The sequence below is a fragment of the Providencia sp. PROV236 genome (assembly GCF_033676985.1).
Taxonomy (GTDB): Bacteria; Pseudomonadota; Gammaproteobacteria; order Enterobacterales; family Enterobacteriaceae; genus Providencia; species Providencia manganoxydans.
The window spans coordinates 4,228,968-4,248,012 of sequence record NZ_CP096297.1 but is presented as its reverse complement, the minus strand read 5'-3'; the positions used below and the strand labels follow the sequence as shown (position 1 = coordinate 4,248,012).

General features: G+C 44.0%; 12 protein-coding genes, 2 tRNA genes and 2 rRNA genes. 13 read left to right on the top strand and 3 right to left on the bottom strand.

Annotated elements, in window-relative coordinates; translation table 11 throughout:
* Positions 1-130 precede the first annotated feature (130 nt).
* The 4 genes from M1E96_RS19690 (at position 131) to M1E96_RS19675 (ending at position 3,507) form a co-directional block, all read left to right on the top strand.
* Positions 131-3,035 (top strand): 23S ribosomal RNA (locus tag M1E96_RS19690).
* Between the two features lie 139 nt (positions 3,036-3,174).
* Positions 3,175-3,290, top strand: a 5S ribosomal RNA gene (gene rrf / locus M1E96_RS19685).
* Positions 3,291-3,346: 56 nt separating this feature from the next.
* Positions 3,347-3,423 (top strand) — tRNA-Asp (locus M1E96_RS19680).
* Between the two features lie 8 nt (positions 3,424-3,431).
* Positions 3,432-3,507, top strand: a tRNA-Trp gene (locus M1E96_RS19675).
* A 280-nt stretch (positions 3,508-3,787) separates the two neighbouring features.
* On the opposite strand, the gene hdfR is transcribed toward M1E96_RS19675, so the two are convergent.
* Positions 3,788-4,633: an HTH-type transcriptional regulator HdfR gene (hdfR, locus tag M1E96_RS19670; RefSeq protein ID WP_319068957.1), complete on the bottom strand. Its 846-nt coding sequence runs from the start codon at positions 4,631-4,633 to the stop codon at positions 3,788-3,790.
* A 111-nt stretch (positions 4,634-4,744) separates the two neighbouring features.
* On the opposite strand from hdfR, the gene M1E96_RS19665 reads away from it, so the two are divergent.
* Positions 4,745-5,083, top strand: coding sequence for a DUF413 domain-containing protein (locus M1E96_RS19665; protein WP_070928533.1), 339 nt, complete (start codon positions 4,745-4,747; stop codon positions 5,081-5,083).
* Positions 5,084-5,316: 233 nt separating this feature from the next.
* On the opposite strand, the gene M1E96_RS19660 is transcribed toward M1E96_RS19665, so the two are convergent.
* Entirely contained in the window at positions 5,317-6,843 is a 1,527-nt protein-coding gene (locus M1E96_RS19660; RefSeq protein ID WP_319068959.1) for a YifB family Mg chelatase-like AAA ATPase, read from the bottom strand.
* 481 nt (positions 6,844-7,324) lie between these two features.
* On the opposite strand from M1E96_RS19660, the gene ilvL reads away from it, so the two are divergent.
* The 6 genes from ilvL to ilvA all read left to right on the top strand — a co-directional run bounded on the left by ilvL (position 7,325) and on the right by ilvA (position 13,904).
* Positions 7,325-7,426, top strand: a complete 102-nt coding sequence (gene ilvL, locus M1E96_RS19655) for an ilv operon leader peptide (RefSeq protein WP_081335957.1) — start codon at positions 7,325-7,327, stop codon at positions 7,424-7,426.
* Between the two features lie 132 nt (positions 7,427-7,558).
* Complete coding sequence (ilvG, locus tag M1E96_RS19650; protein WP_070928537.1) at positions 7,559-9,205, top strand: acetolactate synthase 2 catalytic subunit; 1,647 nt, start codon at positions 7,559-7,561, stop codon at positions 9,203-9,205.
* On the top strand, positions 9,202-9,471 hold the full coding sequence (ilvM, locus tag M1E96_RS19645) for an acetolactate synthase 2 small subunit (protein WP_319068966.1): 270 nt from the start codon (positions 9,202-9,204) through the stop codon (positions 9,469-9,471). The genes ilvG and ilvM overlap by 4 nt, the downstream gene beginning before the upstream one ends.
* Positions 9,472-9,482: 11 nt before the next feature.
* Positions 9,483-10,412: a branched-chain amino acid transaminase gene (locus M1E96_RS19640; protein WP_070928541.1), complete on the top strand. Its 930-nt coding sequence runs from the start codon at positions 9,483-9,485 to the stop codon at positions 10,410-10,412.
* 64 nt (positions 10,413-10,476) lie between these two features.
* Positions 10,477-12,327, top strand: a complete 1,851-nt coding sequence (gene ilvD / locus M1E96_RS19635) for a dihydroxy-acid dehydratase (RefSeq protein ID WP_070928543.1) — start codon at positions 10,477-10,479, stop codon at positions 12,325-12,327.
* A gap of 2 nt (positions 12,328-12,329) precedes the next feature.
* Complete coding sequence (ilvA, locus tag M1E96_RS19630) at positions 12,330-13,904, top strand: threonine ammonia-lyase, biosynthetic (RefSeq protein WP_318707225.1); 1,575 nt, start codon at positions 12,330-12,332, stop codon at positions 13,902-13,904.
* On the opposite strand, the gene ilvY is transcribed toward ilvA, so the two are convergent.
* A complete protein-coding gene (ilvY, locus tag M1E96_RS19625) occupies positions 13,901-14,797 on the bottom strand; it encodes an HTH-type transcriptional activator IlvY (protein WP_070928545.1) in 897 nt (298 codons plus the stop codon). The two genes, ilvA and ilvY, sit on opposite strands and share 4 nt — an antisense overlap.
* A gap of 182 nt (positions 14,798-14,979) precedes the next feature.
* On the opposite strand from ilvY, the gene ilvC reads away from it, so the two are divergent.
* Together ilvC and rep are read left to right on the top strand one after the other, a co-directional pair.
* On the top strand, positions 14,980-16,455 hold the full coding sequence (ilvC, locus tag M1E96_RS19620; RefSeq protein WP_319068969.1) for a ketol-acid reductoisomerase: 1,476 nt from the start codon (positions 14,980-14,982) through the stop codon (positions 16,453-16,455).
* A 461-nt stretch (positions 16,456-16,916) separates the two neighbouring features.
* The gene (rep, locus tag M1E96_RS19615; RefSeq protein ID WP_070928549.1) at positions 16,917-18,938 is read left to right on the top strand and encodes a DNA helicase Rep; all 2,022 of its coding nucleotides are present in this window, start codon (positions 16,917-16,919) and stop codon (positions 18,936-18,938) included.
* The last annotated feature ends 107 nt before the right edge of the window (positions 18,939-19,045 follow it).

The following is a 19,045-nucleotide window of genomic DNA, read 5'->3' as shown; positions in this document are numbered from 1 at the left end:
AACAACGCACATTGTTTATCGCTTAAACAATGTGAGAGTCTCTCAAAAATCTCAACTTGAAGATGTCGTCAACAGACAGAAACCGTCGGGTTTCGTGTCGACTGACAAAAAAGACACCTTCGGGTTGTGAGGTTAAGCGACTAAGCGTACACGGTGGATGCCTAGGCAATCAGAGGCGATGAAGGACGTGCTAATCTGCGATAAGCGTCGGTAAGGTGATATGAACCGTTATACCCGACGATTTCCGAATGGGGAAACCCAGTGCAATTCGTTGCACTATCGTTTGATGAATACATAGTCAAACGAAGCGAACCGGGGGAACTGAAACATCTCAGTACCCCGAGGAAAAGAAATCAACCGAGATTCCCCTAGTAGCGGCGAGCGAACGGGGAGCAGCCCAGAGTCTTAATCAGCATCAGCATCAGGAGAACGGTCTGGAAAGTCCGGCAGTAAAGGGTGATAGCCCCGTATCCGAAGGTGTTGGTGTTGTGAACTCGACGAGTAGGGCGGGACACGTGTTATCCTGTCTGAATATGGGGGGACCATCCTCCAAGGCTAAATACTCCTGATTGACCGATAGTGAACCAGTACCGTGAGGGAAAGGCGAAAAGAACCCCGGCGAGGGGAGTGAAATAGAACCTGAAACCGTGTACGTACAAGCAGTGGGAGCACCTTCGGGTGTGACTGCGTACCTTTTGTATAATGGGTCAGCGACTTATATTCTGTAGCAAGGTTAACCGTATAGGGGAGCCGTAGGGAAACCGAGTCTTAACTGGGCGAATGAGTTGCAGGGTATAGACCCGAAACCCGGTGATCTAGCCATGGGCAGGTTGAAGGTTGGGTAACACTAACTGGAGGACCGAACCGACTAATGTTGAAAAATTAGCGGATGACTTGTGGCTGGGGGTGAAAGGCCAATCAAACCGGGAGATAGCTGGTTCTCCCCGAAAGCTATTTAGGTAGCGCCTCGTGAACTCATCTTCGGGGGTAGAGCACTGTTTCGACTAGGGGGTCATCCCGACTTACCAACTCGATGCAAACTACGAATACCGAAGAATGTTATCACGGGAGACACACGGCGGGTGCTAACGTTCGTCGTGAAGAGGGAAACAACCCAGACCGCCAGCTAAGGTCCCAAAGTCATGGTTAAGTGGGAAACGAAGTGGGAAGGCTCAGACAGCCAGGATGTTGGCTTAGAAGCAGCCATCATTTAAAGAAAGCGTAATAGCTCACTGGTCGAGTCGGCCTGCGCGGAAGATGTAACGGGGCTAAACCATGCACCGAAGCTGCGGCAGCGACATTTAGATGTTGTTGGGTAGGGGAGCGTTCTGTAAGCCTGCGAAGGTGTGCTGTGAGGCATGCTGGAGGTATCAGAAGTGCGAATGCTGACATAAGTAACGATAATGCGGGTGAAAAACCCGCACGCCGGAAGACCAAGGGTTCCTGTCCAACGTTAATCGGGGCAGGGTGAGTCGACCCCTAAGGCGAGGCAGAAATGCGTAGTCGATGGGAAACAGGTTAATATTCCTGTACTGGTGATAATTGCGATGGGGGGACGGAGAAGGCTAGGCTATCCGGGCGACGGTTGTCCCGGTTTAAGGATGTAGGCAGGTGAATTAGGCAAATCCGGTTCACTCCATGCTGAGGTCTGATGACGAGTCACTACGGTGATGAAGTAGCTCATGCCCCGCTTCCAGGAAAAGCCTCTAAGCTCTAGATTATCATTAATCGTACCCCAAACCGACACAGGTGGTCAGGTAGAGAATACTCAGGCGCTTGAGAGAACTCGGGTGAAGGAACTAGGCAAAATGGTGCCGTAACTTCGGGAGAAGGCACGCTGGCGCTAGGTGAAGTGGTTTACCCATGGAGCTGAAGCCAGTCGCAGATACCAGCTGGCTGCAACTGTTTATTAAAAACACAGCACTGTGCAAACACGAAAGTGGACGTATACGGTGTGACGCCTGCCCGGTGCTGGAAGGTTAATTGATGGGGTTATCCGTAAGGAGAAGCTCTTGATCGAAGCCCCAGTAAACGGCGGCCGTAACTATAACGGTCCTAAGGTAGCGAAATTCCTTGTCGGGTAAGTTCCGACCTGCACGAATGGCGTAATGATGGCCAGGCTGTCTCCACCCGAGACTCAGTGAAATTGAACTCGCTGTGAAGATGCAGTGTACCCGCGGCAAGACGGAAAGACCCCGTGAACCTTTACTATAGCTTGACACTGAACATTGAGCCTTGATGTGTAGGATAGGTGGGAGGCTTTGAAGTGTGGACGCCAGTCTGCATGGAGCCAACCTTGAAATACCACCCTTTAATGTTTGATGTTCTAACGTTGCCCCGTGATCCGGGGTGCGGACAGTGTCTGGTGGGTAGTTTGACTGGGGCGGTCTCCTCCCAAAGAGTAACGGAGGAGCACGAAGGTTGGCTAAGCATGGTCGGACATCATGCGGTTAGTGCAAAGGCATAAGCCAGCTTGACTGCGAGAGTGACGGCTCGAGCAGGTACGAAAGTAGGTCTTAGTGATCCGGTGGTTCTGAATGGAAGGGCCATCGCTCAACGGATAAAAGGTACTCCGGGGATAACAGGCTGATACCGCCCAAGAGTTCATATCGACGGCGGTGTTTGGCACCTCGATGTCGGCTCATCACATCCTGGGGCTGAAGTAGGTCCCAAGGGTATGGCTGTTCGCCATTTAAAGTGGTACGCGAGCTGGGTTTAGAACGTCGTGAGACAGTTCGGTCCCTATCTGCCGTGGGCGTTGGAAGATTGAAAGGGGCTGCTCCTAGTACGAGAGGACCGGAGTGGACGCACCACTGGTGTTCGGGTTGTCATGCCAATGGCATTGCCCGGTAGCTAAGTGCGGAAGAGATAACCGCTGAAAGCATCTAAGCGGGAAACTTGCCTTGAGATGAGTCTTCCCTGACTCTTTAAGGGTCCTAAAGGAACGTTTAAGACTAAGACGTTGATAGGCTGGGTGTGTAAGCGTAGCGATACGTTGAGCTAACCAGTACTAATGAACCGTGAGGCTTAACCTGACAACACCGAAGGTGTTTTAGAGAGATTGAGTTGTTTTTGCGTAGTGAGAAGCCGAAAGGTGAAGGACACGCAGCTTGTTTGAGATTGAGGTTCTGGTTTGCGTTGAGATAACTGCAAACGGGAACGAAACAGAATTTGTCTGGCGGCAATAGCGCGGTGGTCCCACCTGACCCCATGCCGAACTCAGCAGTGAAACGCCGTAGCGCCGATGGTAGTGTGGGGTCTCCCCATGTGAGAGTAGGGAACTGCCAGACATTAAATTAAAGACTTATTGCAATGTGATAAGCAGCCGAAAGGCAAAAGAATAAGTGGAGCGGTAGTTCAGTTGGTTAGAATACCTGCCTGTCACGCAGGGGGTCGCGGGTTCGAGTCCCGTCCGTTCCGCCACTTAATTTAGGGGCGTAGTTCAATTGGTAGAGCACCGGTCTCCAAAACCGGGTGTTGGGAGTTCGAGCCTCTCCGCCCCTGCCAGTTACCAATTAAGTAAAAATAAAAGAAGTATCTTATTGATAACCCGATTATTTTAATCGGGTTTTTCTTTTTTTGGCTAGTTTTCTGTTAGTTTTTCTATTTCTTTCCTTCCTATTTTCCCAATTCTAGTATTGCTCCAATCAGTAATTATTCACTGATCGCTTCATGGGCATTTCAAATGAGTTAGTTGTACCTTTAAAATTATTTATTACACATAGAACTGATAAATAAAAACGCTCAATAGGATTTATTGAGCGTTCAAGTTCAGCGAACGGATATTTTAAATGGGGGCGCTGAGTTGAGCATTTTGAATAGGCGTTTTTATTAATTGGTTAATTAGTGCCTGCTGATCATTTCTTTGTAGCCATACCGCGTAAATGGGCTTTGTAATAACGGCCTCTGAGAGCGTTTTTAGTCCAGGGTATTGGGTACTCCAATGTGCGGGTAAAAACGCGGCAGAAAGTGATACAGACAGTAATTGGCGGGCAATATGTGCAGATGTCGTTATCATAACAGGCGTATCATCAGGAGTAAGCATAGGCTCATTTTTGGGATGAAAGTCCGCACTCCATTCAAGTTTAATAAAATTATAATTTGTTAACGCAATATTCTTTTGAGAAGCCATGAGTTGTAGTTCTATTGAGCCAATAATTGTGCTTTCAAATTCATCCATTTTTGGTGGTTCAGTAGCTATTAATAAATCTAATTCTCTAGAGTGTAGCTGCTTTACTAAGGATTGGCGGGTTGAAACTCTAGCTTCAAGGCGAAGTTCATCATGTTGCTCATATAAAGATTGCATCCAATCTGTTAAATAGCCTTCCCACAATGACGAGGTGGCGCCTATTGATAGCTCTGTATGTTGGGATGCGTGCGATATTTCTTTTTTCGCCTGTAGCCATGTGTTCATTAAAGACTCAGCATAAGGAACTAAACGCTCTCCAGCGGCGGTGAGTCGAATATTATTACGGTGTCGAGTAAATAGATTAGTACCAAGCTGCGTCTCTAGCTGTCTTATGCGAAAGCTAACAGCAGATTGTGTTAAATAGAGTGATTCTGCGGCTCGGCCGAAGTGTCTGGTTCTACTGACTTCCAAAAAAGTTTTCAATAACTCAGTATCCACATACATCTCCAATAATTTTTGTCGTGATGATTTAAATGTTTTGTTTTACAGATTGTCAATGCTGTCTAATACTCCGCGCCATAACGAGTTGACAGTAATAAGTTAGGAGTGTGTCAGATGGCAGAAAGCTTCATCACGACTAATCGTTTTTTTGATAATAAACATTACCCACGTGGCTTTTCTCGTCATGGTGATTTCACCATCAAGGAAGCTCAATTGCTCGAACGCTATGGACAAGCTTTTAATGAGCTTGATTCAGGTAAGCGCGCTGCACAAACTGACGAAGAAAAGCTTTTCGTCGCTGTTTGTCGCGGTGAACGTGAACCAGCAACTCCCGAAGAAAAAGTGTGGGCGAAATATTCTAGCCGTATAAATCGTCCTAAACGCTTTCATACTCTTTCTGGCGGTAAACCTCAGATTGACCCCTCAGAAGACTATACAGACACGGATGATTAATATCATCAACATATTTAGAGGGGCTGCGGCCCCTTAATTTATAGTTGCCATATTTTAAATTTAAGTGTTATTGGCAATGATCGTTCGTGTTAGTAGTATATACTTATGTGTTTTAAGTGCGTTATCTTGACAGATTGCTAATACGCTATCTTAGCTACAAAGGCTCTGATGGCATTTTATGTCAGGTTTTATCCATTGTTAGTAACACCACTATTTTGTCACTTCTGCTGTGCTCAGCTTACTTGTTTTTGTAAATGAAGCAATAACTTATCCATTGCTCGGTAGCTTAGTGCCTCAAGAAGATGCTGTTTATCTATCTGTGGTGTATTTTGCATATCTGCAAGAGTTTGTGCGACCCTCAATACTCTGTGCCACGCTCGTATTGATAGCCCCAGTTTATTTAGTGCACTTTCTAAAAAAAGGGCATCTTTAGGGGAGAGTTGGCAGAGCTTTGTTGTTTCTCTGCCTGTTAATTGGCTATTGAGCTTTCCGCTTCTTTCTAGTTGCCTATTTCTTGCGCTAATGACACGTGCTCGTATGAGTTCACTGTTTTCACTTTGATATTTTTGGCTACTAAGTGAGCCTAGTGGCAGTAAGGGAATATCAATCGAAAGATCAAATCGGTCAAGGAAAGGGCCTGAAATACGGGAAAGATAACGTAATATTTTCGCGGGTGAGCTACGGCTGTTCTCTCCTTGATAGTGGCCGGTTGGGCTTGGATTCAATGCTGCTACAAGTTGAAAATTTGCTGGGAAACAAACCTTGGCTTTAGCTCTAGAAATCACGATTTGCCTTGCTTCAAGGGGTTCACGTAATGCGTCGAGTACAGAGCGGCTAAACTCAGGTAATTCATCAAGAAATAAAATACCATTGTGGGCGAGCGATATTTCTCCCGGCTTTGGCAGACTACCTCCACCGATTAAAGCGACCATTGAAGCACTATGGTGTGGTGTTCTAAATGGCCTTTCAGGCCACACCTGATTGTGATTTGATAAATGACATAAACTACGTAGCGCAGCCACTTCTAAGGCTTCTTGTGGTGTTAGAGAGGGTAACAGAGTTTGCAATCGACTCGCTAGCATGGTTTTACCTGTCCCCGGTGGGCCTAAAAGTAATAAGTTGTGTCCTCCACTTGCACTAATTTCTAGTGCTCTTTTCCCTTGTTCTTGACCAATAATATCATTGATATTGTGTTCATAATCAGGTGCTGTTGGTGCACCTGTTGGATAAATATTACTGGGTAATGTCCCTTTTTCATGCAAAAAATGGCAAAGTTCTAATAACGTTTGGGTTAGTTTTACACTATTGTCGGGTAATAAATTGAGTTCATGTTGGCTTTCTAGTGAAAGTATTAATTGTCTTTTTTGCTTTAATGCTGCTAGGGCAGCGGGAATGGCTCCATTGGCATATCTAATATAGCCAGATAGGGCAAGCTCCCCAATAAATTCAAAGTAATGAATTGTTTTTGTTGGTATTTGTCCAGAAGACGCTAATATTGCGATCGCAATAGCGAGATCATATCGGCCACCTTCTTTGGGTAAATCTGCAGGTGCTAAGTTTATGGTTATCTTTTTTGCGGGATACTCGAAGCCGCTATTTATTAAAGCACTACGAACCCTGTCTCTTGCTTCTTTGACGGCAATTTCGGGTAAACCGACAAGTGTCAAACCGGGAAGCCCATTACTGATATGTGCTTCAACGGTAACAAGTGGTGCATCCATACCAATTGATGCTCTCGTATAAACAATCGCTAATGTCATATTCCCTCCCTTTACATAAACAGACTAATATTCTGTTCTTAGGGAAGAAGCTACAACTGAACTTTTGAAGTGTACGAAAACGCTCGAAAACTAATATGTAAGGCAGCTTGTTTGCATCTGTTTTTTGCGATGTCGCACGTAACTTAATGTTTAATCTTAATATTAAAATTTTGTTAGAGACAAGAACTTGATATGAATATTGCAAACAGCGGTAACTGAATAACGTGGGAATTATAATTATTATCAGCAATATTATTTTTTTTAGGTGGAGTATTGGGCTAATTATTCGGCCATTTATAATTGTATTTACTGTTTTTTTAGCAAAACCGCAGTGGATTACTCTGTTTTTATTCTATCTGCATGATTTATAATGAAATATATATTTTGATAATAAAAAAACAAAATAAAAGTTGTCAAAATAATTTTAAAATGATAACTCTTAAATATAGACAATGAACAATAATAGTGAAAATAGATATTCATGAACACATTCTTCCGAGTGATTAGCCTAATTATTATTAGCGTGGTGGTGATTATTATCCCACCGTGCGGGGCTGCACTTGGACGACGAAGGCTAAATTAGTAGCCAGATCTTACGAGAACCCCGCACCGAAAGGCGCGGGGTTTTTTTTGACACTAAGTTTGCCAACATCATTAAATCTAAAAAAACAGAATAAATACAAATAGATAACTAAGTTAAGGACAGGAGAGCGACATGAATGGGGCACAATGGTTAGTTCAAGCATTGCGAACGCAGGGAGTTGATACTGTTTTTGGTTACCCTGGTGGGGCGATCATGCCAGTTTATGATGCGTTGTATGACGGTGGTGTTGAGCATTTGTTATGTCGTCATGAGCAAGGTGCGGTCATTGCTGCGATTGGTTATGCGCGGTCAACATCAAAAACTGGGGTGTGTATCGCCACCTCTGGTCCGGGCGCAACAAACTTGATCACGGGTTTAGCTGATGCCTTGTTAGATTCTGTACCTGTTGTGGCTATTACGGGACAAGTGAGTTCTGAGTTTATTGGCACTGATGCTTTCCAAGAAATAGATGTATTGGGATTGTCGCTTGCTTGTACCAAACATAGCTTTTTAGTGGAGAGTATTGACGATTTACCTCGCATTGTTGCTGAAGCTTTCGCAATCGCAAATAGTGGTCGTCCGGGACCTGTACTGATTGATATTCCGAAAGATATTCAGCTACAGAAAGCAGATTTAGCCCCTTTTTTCATGCCTGTAGAATCTGATTTACCAATACAGAGAGATGCGATTAATCAAGCTAGAGAGTTGCTAACGTTGTCTCATAAACCAATGTTATACATTGGTGGTGGTGTGGGAATGTCAGGGGCTGTTGATGAGCTAAGGCATTTTATCGCGCAGACTGGCATACCTTCTGTCGTGACGCTTAAAGGGCTTGGTGCAGTTGAGCCATCAGAACCTCATTATCTTGGAATGTTAGGTATGCATGGTACTAAAGCTGCAAACCTAGCAGTACAGCGTTGTGATTTATTGATCGCTGTTGGTGCTCGTTTTGATGATCGTGTGACGGGTAAGTTGAACACATTCGCCCCTAACGCAAAAGTTATCCATATTGATATTGACCATGTCGAACTGGATAAACTACGCCAAGCTCATGTGGGGCTATTAGGCGATGCGAAAGTGTTGTTACCCGCATTGATGATGGAAAAAGATATTTCATCATGGCAGCAAGAAATACAGCAGCTAAAGCATGATTTTAACTGGCGATATGATCATCCAGGTGAAGCAATTTATGCTCCTTTGTTATTAAAACAATTATCTGATCGTATTGATGCTAACACGGTTGTGACTACCGATGTTGGTCAGCATCAAATGTGGTCAGCTCAACATATCTCGGTGGCATCACCAGAAAATTTTATAACGTCGAGTGGCTTGGGAACGATGGGTTTTGGTATTCCAGCCGCCATAGGTGCTCAAGTTGCACGCCCTGAGGATACAGTCATTTGTGTTTCTGGTGATGGTTCCTTCATGATGAATGTGCAAGAACTTGGCACAATCAAGCGTAAAAAATTACCAGTTAAAATTTTACTGTTAGATAACCAACGCTTAGGTATGGTTCGCCAATGGCAAGAGCTATTTTTTGAGCAACGTTATAGTGAAACTATTTTGACTGATAACCCTGATTTTGTTGCTTTGGCACGAGCATTTGACATTCCTGGGCGCCGTATTACCACCAAATCTGAGGTTGATTCTGCATTAGATGAGTTACTCAATAGCGAAGGTGCTTTCATCTTGCAGGTATCAATAAACGAATTAGAAAACGTCTGGCCGTTGGTTCCTCCAGGGGCGAGCAATGAAAAAATGATGGAGAAACCGTTATGATGCAACATCAAATTGCCATACAAGCCCGTTTCCGCCCTGAGGTTTTAGAGCGTATATTGCGTGTCACCCGTCATCGTGGATTCCAAATTAGTTCAATGACTATGGATCACATGCTAGATGGTGATAATGTAAATATAGCGATGACTGTAAATAGCCAGCGGCCGTTAGCGCAGCTTTATGCTCAGTTAACTAAACTGCCTGATATTTCAGAAGTTGAGATAAAAGAAATAGAATCACGACTATTACGCACACAAAGTGCAATGTAAGGAATTATAAAATGACTAAGAAAGCTGACTATATTTGGTTTAACGGTGAAATGACGCCATGGGCTGATGCAAAAGTTCATGTTATGTCTCATGCTTTGCATTACGGAACCTCCGTATTTGAGGGTGTCCGTTGCTATGATTCACATAAAGGGCCTGTTGTTTTTCGCCATCGCGAGCATATGCAGCGCCTGCGTGATTCTGCAAAAATTTACCGTATGCCAGTCAGCTACAGTGTTGAAGAGTTAATGGAAGCTTGTCGTGCAACGCTGCGTAAAAATAACTTAGTCAGCGCATATATTCGCCCACTTGTTTTCATTGGTGATGTTGGTATGGGGGTTAACCCGCCTGATGGTTATAACACGGATGTTATTATGGCCGCTTTTCCTTGGGGTGCATACCTAGGGGAAGAAGCTTTAGATCAAGGTATCGATGCGATGGTTTCTTCTTGGAATCGTGTTGCGGCAAATACTATTCCTACGGGCGCGAAAGCAGGTGGTAACTATCTGTCATCTCTACTGGTTGGTAGTGAAGCTCGCCGTCATGGTTATCAGGAAGGTATTGCGTTAGATGTTCATGGTTACCTATCTGAAGGTGCTGGCGAAAATATTTTTGAAGTTAAGGATGGTATTTTATTTACCCCTCCGTTTACTTCTTCTGCGCTTCCAGGGATCACTCGCGATGCAATTTTGACCTTAGCTAAAGATATGGGTATTGAAGTGCGTGAACAAACATTGTCACGTGAGTCATTGTATCTTGCTGATGAAGTCTTTATGACTGGAACAGCCGCAGAAATTACCCCAGTGCGTAGTGTAGATGGTATCGAAATTGGTATTGGCCGCTGTGGTCCTGTGACTAAAAAGATCCAGCAAGCATTCTTTGGCCTGTTTGATGGAACAACAGAAGACAAATGGGGTTGGTTGGATCCAGTTAACCCTCAATAATAAATACAGCTTGATTTACAGGCGGTCGTTCCCCGCCTGTTTTTAAAAACACGGGAGTAAAGATATGCCTAAGTACCGTTCAGCAACAACCACTCATGGTCGTAATATGGCAGGAGCTCGCGCATTATGGCGCGCTACGGGGATGACTGACGCTGATTTTGGAAAACCGATTATTGCGGTTGTTAACTCATTTACCCAATTTGTACCTGGTCACGTTCATTTGCGCGACTTGGGTAAACTCGTTGCCGAACAAATTGAAGCTGCGGGTGGTGTCGCAAAAGAGTTTAATACGATTGCTGTTGATGATGGTATTGCGATGGGGCATGGTGGAATGCTGTACTCCTTACCTTCTCGTGAGTTAATTGCAGATTCTGTTGAATACATGGTAAATGCACATTGCGCAGATGCAATGGTCTGTATTTCTAACTGCGATAAAATTACTCCAGGTATGCTAATGGCTGCCTTGCGCCTAAACATTCCAGTTATTTTTGTGTCAGGTGGCCCAATGGAAGCGGGTAAAACCAAGCTTTCAGATCAAATCATTAAATTAGATTTAGTTGATGCGATGATCCAAGGTGCTAACCCGAACGTGAGTGATGCTGATAGCGAGCAAATTGAGCGTTCAGCTTGCCCTACATGTGGCTCTTGCTCCGGTATGTTTACTGCAAACTCAATGAACTGCTTAACAGAAGCTTTGGGTTTATCGCAGCCGGGTAATGGCTCTCTTTTAGCGACTCATGCTGACCGTAAAGAGCTGTTTATCAACGCAGGTAAGCGAATTGTTGAGCTGACTAAGCGTTATTATGAACAAGACGATGAGAGTGCATTACCACGTAATATCGCTAACAAAGCGGCATTTGAAAATGCGATGACATTAGATATCGCGATGGGTGGTTCAACGAATACAGTTCTGCACTTATTAGCGGCGGCTCAAGAAGCTGATGTTGATTTTACCATGACCGATATTGATCGTCTGTCACGTAAAGTTCCACATTTATGTAAGGTTGCTCCAAGTACACAAAAATACCATATGGAAGATGTCCACCGTGCTGGTGGTGTTATCGGTATTTTAGGTGAGTTAAGTCGCGCAGGTTTGTTACAAGAAGATGTTAAAAATATCCTTGGACTGACTTTTAAGCAGACTCTCGAACAGTACGATGTGATGCTAACAAAAGATGAAGCTGTGAAATCGATGTTTTCAGCAGGGCCTGCGGGGATCCGTACTACTCAAGCATTTTCTCAAAGTTGCCGTTGGCCATCGCTAGATACTGACCGTGAAAATGGTTGTATCCGCAATATTGAGCATGCTTATAGCTTAGATGGTGGATTGGCCGTTCTAGCCGGTAATATCGCAGAAGATGGATGTATCGTAAAAACAGCTGGTGTCGATGAAGGTAGCTTAACATTCCGTGGTCCAGCAAAAGTTTTCGAGAGTCAAGACGATGCGGTAGAAGCAATTCTAGGCGGTAAAGTCGTTGAAGGTGATGTAGTGGTTATCCGCTATGAAGGACCGAAAGGTGGTCCTGGAATGCAGGAAATGTTGTATCCAACCTCCTATCTAAAATCCATGGGATTGGGTAAGAGCTGCGCTTTGATCACCGATGGGCGTTTTTCTGGTGGTAGTTCAGGGCTTTCAATTGGTCATATTTCCCCTGAAGCGGCGAGTGGTGGTTTGTTAGCGCTGGTACAAGATGGTGACATTATTGACATCGATATTCCTAAGCGAACGATGGTACTTGATGTCAATGAAAGCGAATTGAACAAGCGCCGTGATGCGGAATTGGCACGTGGTGATAAAGCCTATACTCCACGTAACCGTCAACGAGAAGTGTCTTATGCGCTTCGTGCTTATGCCTCGCTTGCGACCAGTGCAGATAAGGGCGCTGTACGCGACAAATCTAAACTGGGAGGCTAATTGTGGCCGCTGCAAAACCATTACCCTCAGCGCCTTCTGGTGCTGATTACCTAAAAGCGGCGCTAAGTGCGCCGGTTTATGAAGTCGCCCAAGTTACCCCTTTGCAAGCAATGAGTAAGATTTCTGCTCGGGTAGGCAATACGGTATTAGTTAAACGTGAAGATAGGCAGCCTGTTCATAGTTTTAAACTACGTGGCGCTTACGCCATGATTGCCAGTTTAAGTGATGAACAAAAAGCCAAAGGGGTAGTAACGGCTTCTGCTGGTAATCATGCCCAAGGGGTTGCTTTATCTGCAAGCCGCGTTGGGGTGAAAGCAAAAATTGTGATGCCTATAGCAACCGCTGATATCAAGGTTGATGCGGTACGCGGTTTTGGTGGTGAAGCCATCCTATTCGGTGCAAATTTTGATGAGGCAAAAGCAAAAGCGATTGAAATGGCGGCACAAGAGGGCTACACCTTTGTTCCCCCGTTTGACCATCCATCAGTGATTGCGGGCCAAGCAACTATCGCATTGGAGCTATTACAGCAAGATGCTCATCTTGATCGCATTTTCATTCCAGTTGGTGGTGGTGGTTTAATTGCGGGCGTTGCTGTTTTAATCAAGCAACTAATGCCTGAAATCAAAATCATTGGGGTTGAAGCGGAAGAGGCTGCTTGTTTAAAAGCGGCGTTGGCGGCTGGGCATCCAGTTGATTTAACACGTGTCGGTTTATTTGCTGAAGGTGTCGCAGTAAAACGTATTGGTGATGAGACATTCAGGCTGTGCCAACAATACGTTGATGATGTGATCACCGTCGATAGTGATGAAATTTGTGCGGCATTGAAAGATATTTTTGAGGACGTACGAGCAATAGCCGAGCCTTCAGGGGCTTTAGCATTAGCAGGGCTAAAAAAATATGTTCAGCAACATAACATTAAAGGCGAACGTTTAGCTCATGTGTTATCTGGTGCGAACATGAATTTTCATGGTTTGCGTTATGTTTCTGAGCGCTGTGAAATCGGTGAGAAACGAGAGGCTTTACTCGCGGTCACAATTCCTGAGCAAAAAGGCAGCTTTTTGCGATTCTGTCAATTATTAGGCCAACGCTCAGTGACTGAATTTAACTATCGTTATACGGATGCTGATCCTGAGCGCGCATGTATTTTTGTTGGCGTAAGGCTAAACGGTGGCGAAAACGAACGGGTTGAAATTGTTCAAGAGTTGAAACAACATGGCTATGAAGTGGCTGATCTTTCTGATGATGAGATGGCAAAGCTGCATGTTCGTTATATGATAGGGGGCCGCCCATCTAAGCCATTGAATGAACGCCTATATAGCTTTGAATTCCCTGAGTCACCAGGTGCGTTATTGAAGTTTTTAGAAACGTTAGGTACCTATTGGAATATCACGCTATTTCATTATCGTAGCCATGGCACGGATTATGGTCGTGTATTGGCCGCTTTTGAGCTTTCTGGCCCTGAAGTTCGTTTTGATAGGCATCTTGAAGCGCTTGGTTATGAATATCATGACGAAACTGGAAATCCATCGTTCCGTTTCTTTTTAGCGCCTCAAGATACACCACAGACATTAGATTAGATTAGATTTTCAGGTAGCAACTGCCAAAACGATTTAATCAATGGCTCATTTAGGCGTTTGCTAAGTAAGCAGACGCCTAACTCGAATGGCTCAACTAGCGAAACATTATCAAGCTGTAAGATACGGCTACGGACAGGCTCAGGGCTGTTATCAACAACCACACTGGGTATCAGCGCAATACCACAACCTAGTGCCACCATTGAGACGATTGCTTCATGGCCAGAAACGGTTGCATAAATAACAGGGTTGTTAATATTGTAACGACGAAACCATAACTCGATACGTTTTCTGGAAGGACCATGTTCAGGCAAGATAAAGGGAATAGAAGACCAATCAGGATGTTCTTCTGTTGCCATGCTACGAACAGCACAAGGTAGCGCTGGCGCTATTAGGACTAAGGGGATTTCACCGATTTTGGTAAATCTGACATTATCAGGTAGCCGCTCTGGTTTACCGGCTATCCCGAGGTCTGCCTCCTTAGTTTCGACTTTATCGACGGCATCGGCAGCATCGCCAGTGGTGAGTTTTATTTCTACGAGTGGGTGTAATGCTCTAAATTTATCGAGTACCTGCGGTAAATGGCTATAGGCTGCGGTAACGGAACAAAAAAGACGTAGTTCCCCAGTTAAAGATGGACTTTGTTGGTTTAGCACATGTTGTAATTGCTGATATTGCAATAGTGTTTGCTGAGCAAATTGTTTTAAATGTTCACCTGCTTGAGTGAGTTTTACCGAGCGATTATCTCTAATAAATAATGGATGCCCTAATTGTTCTTCTAAGCGTTGTATTTGTCGAGATAGCGTAGATGGGCTGACATACATAGCTTTAGATGTTCTACCAAAATGGCAGCTTTCTGCTAAGTGTAGAAATAGTTTTAAATCTCGGATATCCATTTAGTGGCTCCACTGGGTGGCATAAAAAATAGTGTTGCATAAACTGCAACATTGTATTGTTAATATATCAATTTAAGCAATGCAAATCATCGCATATAGTAAAACCATAATCGCTTGAGAAAAGCGGCAGGCAACATTGATTGCTTGAAATAACGAACACAACAGAACAATGGAGTAAGACAATGACGAATTATTTTAATACTTTGAATCTGCGTCAGCAGTTAGAGCAGTTAGGCAAGTGTCGTTTCATGAAACGTGAAGAATTTGCTGATGAAGCAGGGTACCTGAAAGGTAAAAAAATCGTCATCGTCGGTTGTGGTGCTCAAGGTCTAAACCAAGGCTTGAATATGCGTGATTCAGGTTTAGATATTGCTTATGCATTGCGTGCAGAAGCTATCGCTGAGAAACGTGCATCATGGCGTAAAGCGACTGAGAATGGCTTTAAAGTGGGTACCTATGAAGAATTGATCCCTCACGCAGATTTAGTGATTAACTTAACGCCAGACAAACAGCACTCAGCAGTTGTTCGTGCGGTTCAGCCAATGATGAAGCAAGGCGCTGCATTAGGTTATTCGCATGGTTTTAACATTGTTGAAGTTGGTGAAGAAATTCGTAAAGACATTACTGTTGTGATGGTTGCTCCAAAATGCCCAGGTACTGAAGTTCGCGAAGAGTATAAGCGTGGTTTCGGTGTTCCAACATTGATCGCAGTTCATCCTGAAAATGACCCGAAAGGTGAGGGAATGGCAATTGCGAAAGCTTGGGCTGCTGCAACAGGTGGTCACCGCGCGGGTGTTCTGGAATCATCATTCGTTGCTGAAGTTAAATCAGACCTGATGGGTGAACAAACTATTCTGTGTGGTATGTTGCAAGCAGGTGCTTTGCTAAGCTACGACAAAATGGTCGCTGATGGCGTTGAGCCGGGCTACGCAGGTAAGTTGATTCAGTTTGGTTGGGAAACGATCACCGAGGCACTGAAACAAGGTGGTATCACATTGATGATGGATCGCCTGTCTAACCCTGCCAAACTGCGTGCATTTGCACTGTCTGAGCAGCTGAAGACGATTATGGCGCCATTGTTCCAAAAACATATGGATGACATCATTTCAGGTGAGTTCTCTAGAACAATGATGGCTGACTGGGCAAATGATGATAAAAACTTACTGACTTGGCGTGAAGAAACCGGTAAGACTCCATTTGAGAATTACCCTGAGTACTCAGGTAAAATCGCAGAGCAAGAGTATTTTGACCATGGTGTTCTGTTGGTTGCAATGGTTAAAGCAGGGGTTGAGTTGGCATTTGATACCATGCTGGAAGCCGGTATTCTTGAAGAATCAGCTTATTATGAATCTCTGCATGAATTACCGCTGATTGCGAATACTATTGCGCGTAAACGTCTGTATGAAATGAACGTGGTTATTTCAGATACAGCGGAGTATGGTAACTATCTGTTCTCATTTGCAGTTGTTCCGATGCTGAAAGACTTTATGACTAAGTTACAAGCGGGCGATTTAGCGAAACCTGTTGCAGACAACGGTACTGATAATGCGCAATTACGTGATGTTAATGAAGCTATCCGTAATCATCCTATCGAGAAAATCGGTAAGACTCTGCGTGGGTATATGACGGATATGAAGAAGATTTCTAGTGCACAATAATTTTTCGTCACTCTTCGCGTGATAGGTGCGTTGGCTTCACTCGGTTACCCAAGTCACATACTAATGTATGCTCCTTGGGATAACCTAATTTTTCGTCACTCTTCGCGTGATAGGTGCGTTGGCTTCACTCGGTTACCCAAGTCACATACTAATGTATGCTCCTTGGGATAACCTAATTTTTCGTCACTCTTCGCGTGATAGGTGCGTTGGCTTCACTCGGTTACCCAAGTCACATACTTAATGTATGCTCCTTGGGATAACCTCCTTTGCCGCCTTCCTCTAACGCGAATAGTTTAGAAAAATGTATTGATGTTATAAAAGAAAAAGAACAAAACCACATCGTTCTAATGAATGATGTGGTTTTTTGCTTTTATAAAGGATCGTTGCTCAAGAGTTGGCTAGGTTTCTGCTACAATCCGTAGTGAGTTCCATTTTGAATAACTAAGCGATGTAGAGAAACCATGCGATTAAATCCAAGCCAACAGCAGGCTGTTGAATTTGTGGATGGCCCATGCCTTGTACTGGCGGGTGCCGGTTCGGGAAAAACCCGTGTTATTACCAACAAAATAGCGCATTTGATCCGCCATTGTGGCTATCAACCTCGTCAAATTGCAGCGGTAACTTTTACCAATAAAGCCGCGCGTGAGATGAAAGAGCGTGTCGCTCAGACGCTAGGTAAAAAAGAAGCACGTGGATTGATTATCTCGACATTCCATACGCTTGGCTTGGAGATCATCAAGCGTGAATATAAAGCGCTAGGTATCAAGGCTAATTTTTCTTTGTTTGATGATCAGGACCAAATGGCTCTATTAAAAGAGCTTACCTTTGATTTGCTGGAAGAAGATAAAGACCTGCTACAGCAACTTATCTCCTCGATCTCGAATTGGAAAAATGATCTATTATCGCCAGAGCAGGTCATTGGGCGTGCGAGAAGCGAAAAGGAACATCATTTTGCAGAATGTTATCGTCGTTACGAGTTACATTTAAAAAGCTGTAACGTACTGGATTTTGATGATCTGATCAGCAAGCCCACAATACTATTATCTCAAAATGAGGAAGTTCGTGAGCGTTGGCAGCACAAGATCCGTTATTTGCTGGTGGATGAATATCAAGATACTAATACGAGCCAATACCAATTGGTTAAACTACTTGTCGGTCAGCGGGCGCGTTTTACCGTTGTCGGTGATGATGACCAATCTATTTATTCGTGGCGCGGAGCTAGGCCGCAAAATTTAGTATTGTTAAGTGAAGATTTCCCAAAACTGAATGTGATTAAGTTAGAACAGAATTACCGTTCATCTGAGCGAATCTTAAAAGCAGCAAATATCTTGATTGCCAATAATCCACATGTATTTGAAAAGCAATTATTTTCAACCTTGGGTTATGGTGCTCCGTTAAAAGTGATCACCGCAAATAATGAAGATCATGAAGCGGAAAGAGTGATCGGGGAATTAATTGCACATCACTTTATCAATAAAACGCAATATAAAGATTATGCGATCTTATATCGAGGGAATCATCAGTCACGTATTTTTGAAAAAATGCTGATGCAAAACCGAATTCCTTATCGAATTTCGGGAGGCACTTCATTCTTTTCACGTCCTGAGATTAAAGATCTATTAGCTTATTTGCGCGTACTGACTAACCCAGAAGATGACAGTGCTTTTTTACGTATTGTAAATACTCCTCGCCGTGAAATTGGCCCTAAAACAATCCAAAAACTTGGGGAATGGGCAAATCAACGTGGTAAAAGCCTTTATCAGGCTAGCTTTGATTTAGGTTTAGAGCAAACTCTTACAGGTAAAGGGTTAACTGCATTACAACAATTTACCCATTGGATGGATAAAATTGTACAGCAGTCAGAACGTGAACCGCTATTAGCTGTTCGTGATTTGTTACGGGAAATGGACTACGAAAGCTGGCTCTACGAAACATCGGCGAGTACTAAAGCTGCTGAGATGCGGATGAAAAACGTCAATCAATTATTTACGTGGATGAGCGAAATGGTTGAGGGGGATGAATTGAATGAGCCAATGTCATTAAGCCAAGTGGTGACCCGTTTTACTTTGCGCGACATGATGGAGCGTGGGGAAGATGACGAAGGATCCGATCAAGTGCAATTAATGACATTGCACGCATCAAAAGGATTAGAGTTTCCGTATGTCTTCCTCGTGGGTATGGAAGAAGGTTTATTACCTCATCAAAGCAGTATTGATGAAGATAATATTGATGAAGAGCGTCGCTTGGCCTATGTCGGGATCACCCGTGCCCAAAAAGAATTATTTTTCACACATTGTCGTGAACGTCGGCAATATGGAGAGTTAATTCGCCCTGAGCTAAGTCGTTTTTTATTAGAATTGCCGCAAGATGATTTAGAGTGGGAGCAGCAACGCAAGGTTGTGACTGCGGAAGAACGAATGCAAAAAGGGCAATCTGCACTTGCTGATATCAAGGCCCGTTTAGGGCTAAATAAGAAAGGATAGGCAAATATATACTCTAAATGATCCGAGGTGCAGCTAGGCGGCAAGTGAACGAATCACTAGGCGCAGAGAAAACACTGTGACTGGTATGAGTGTATCTTAATGAAAAG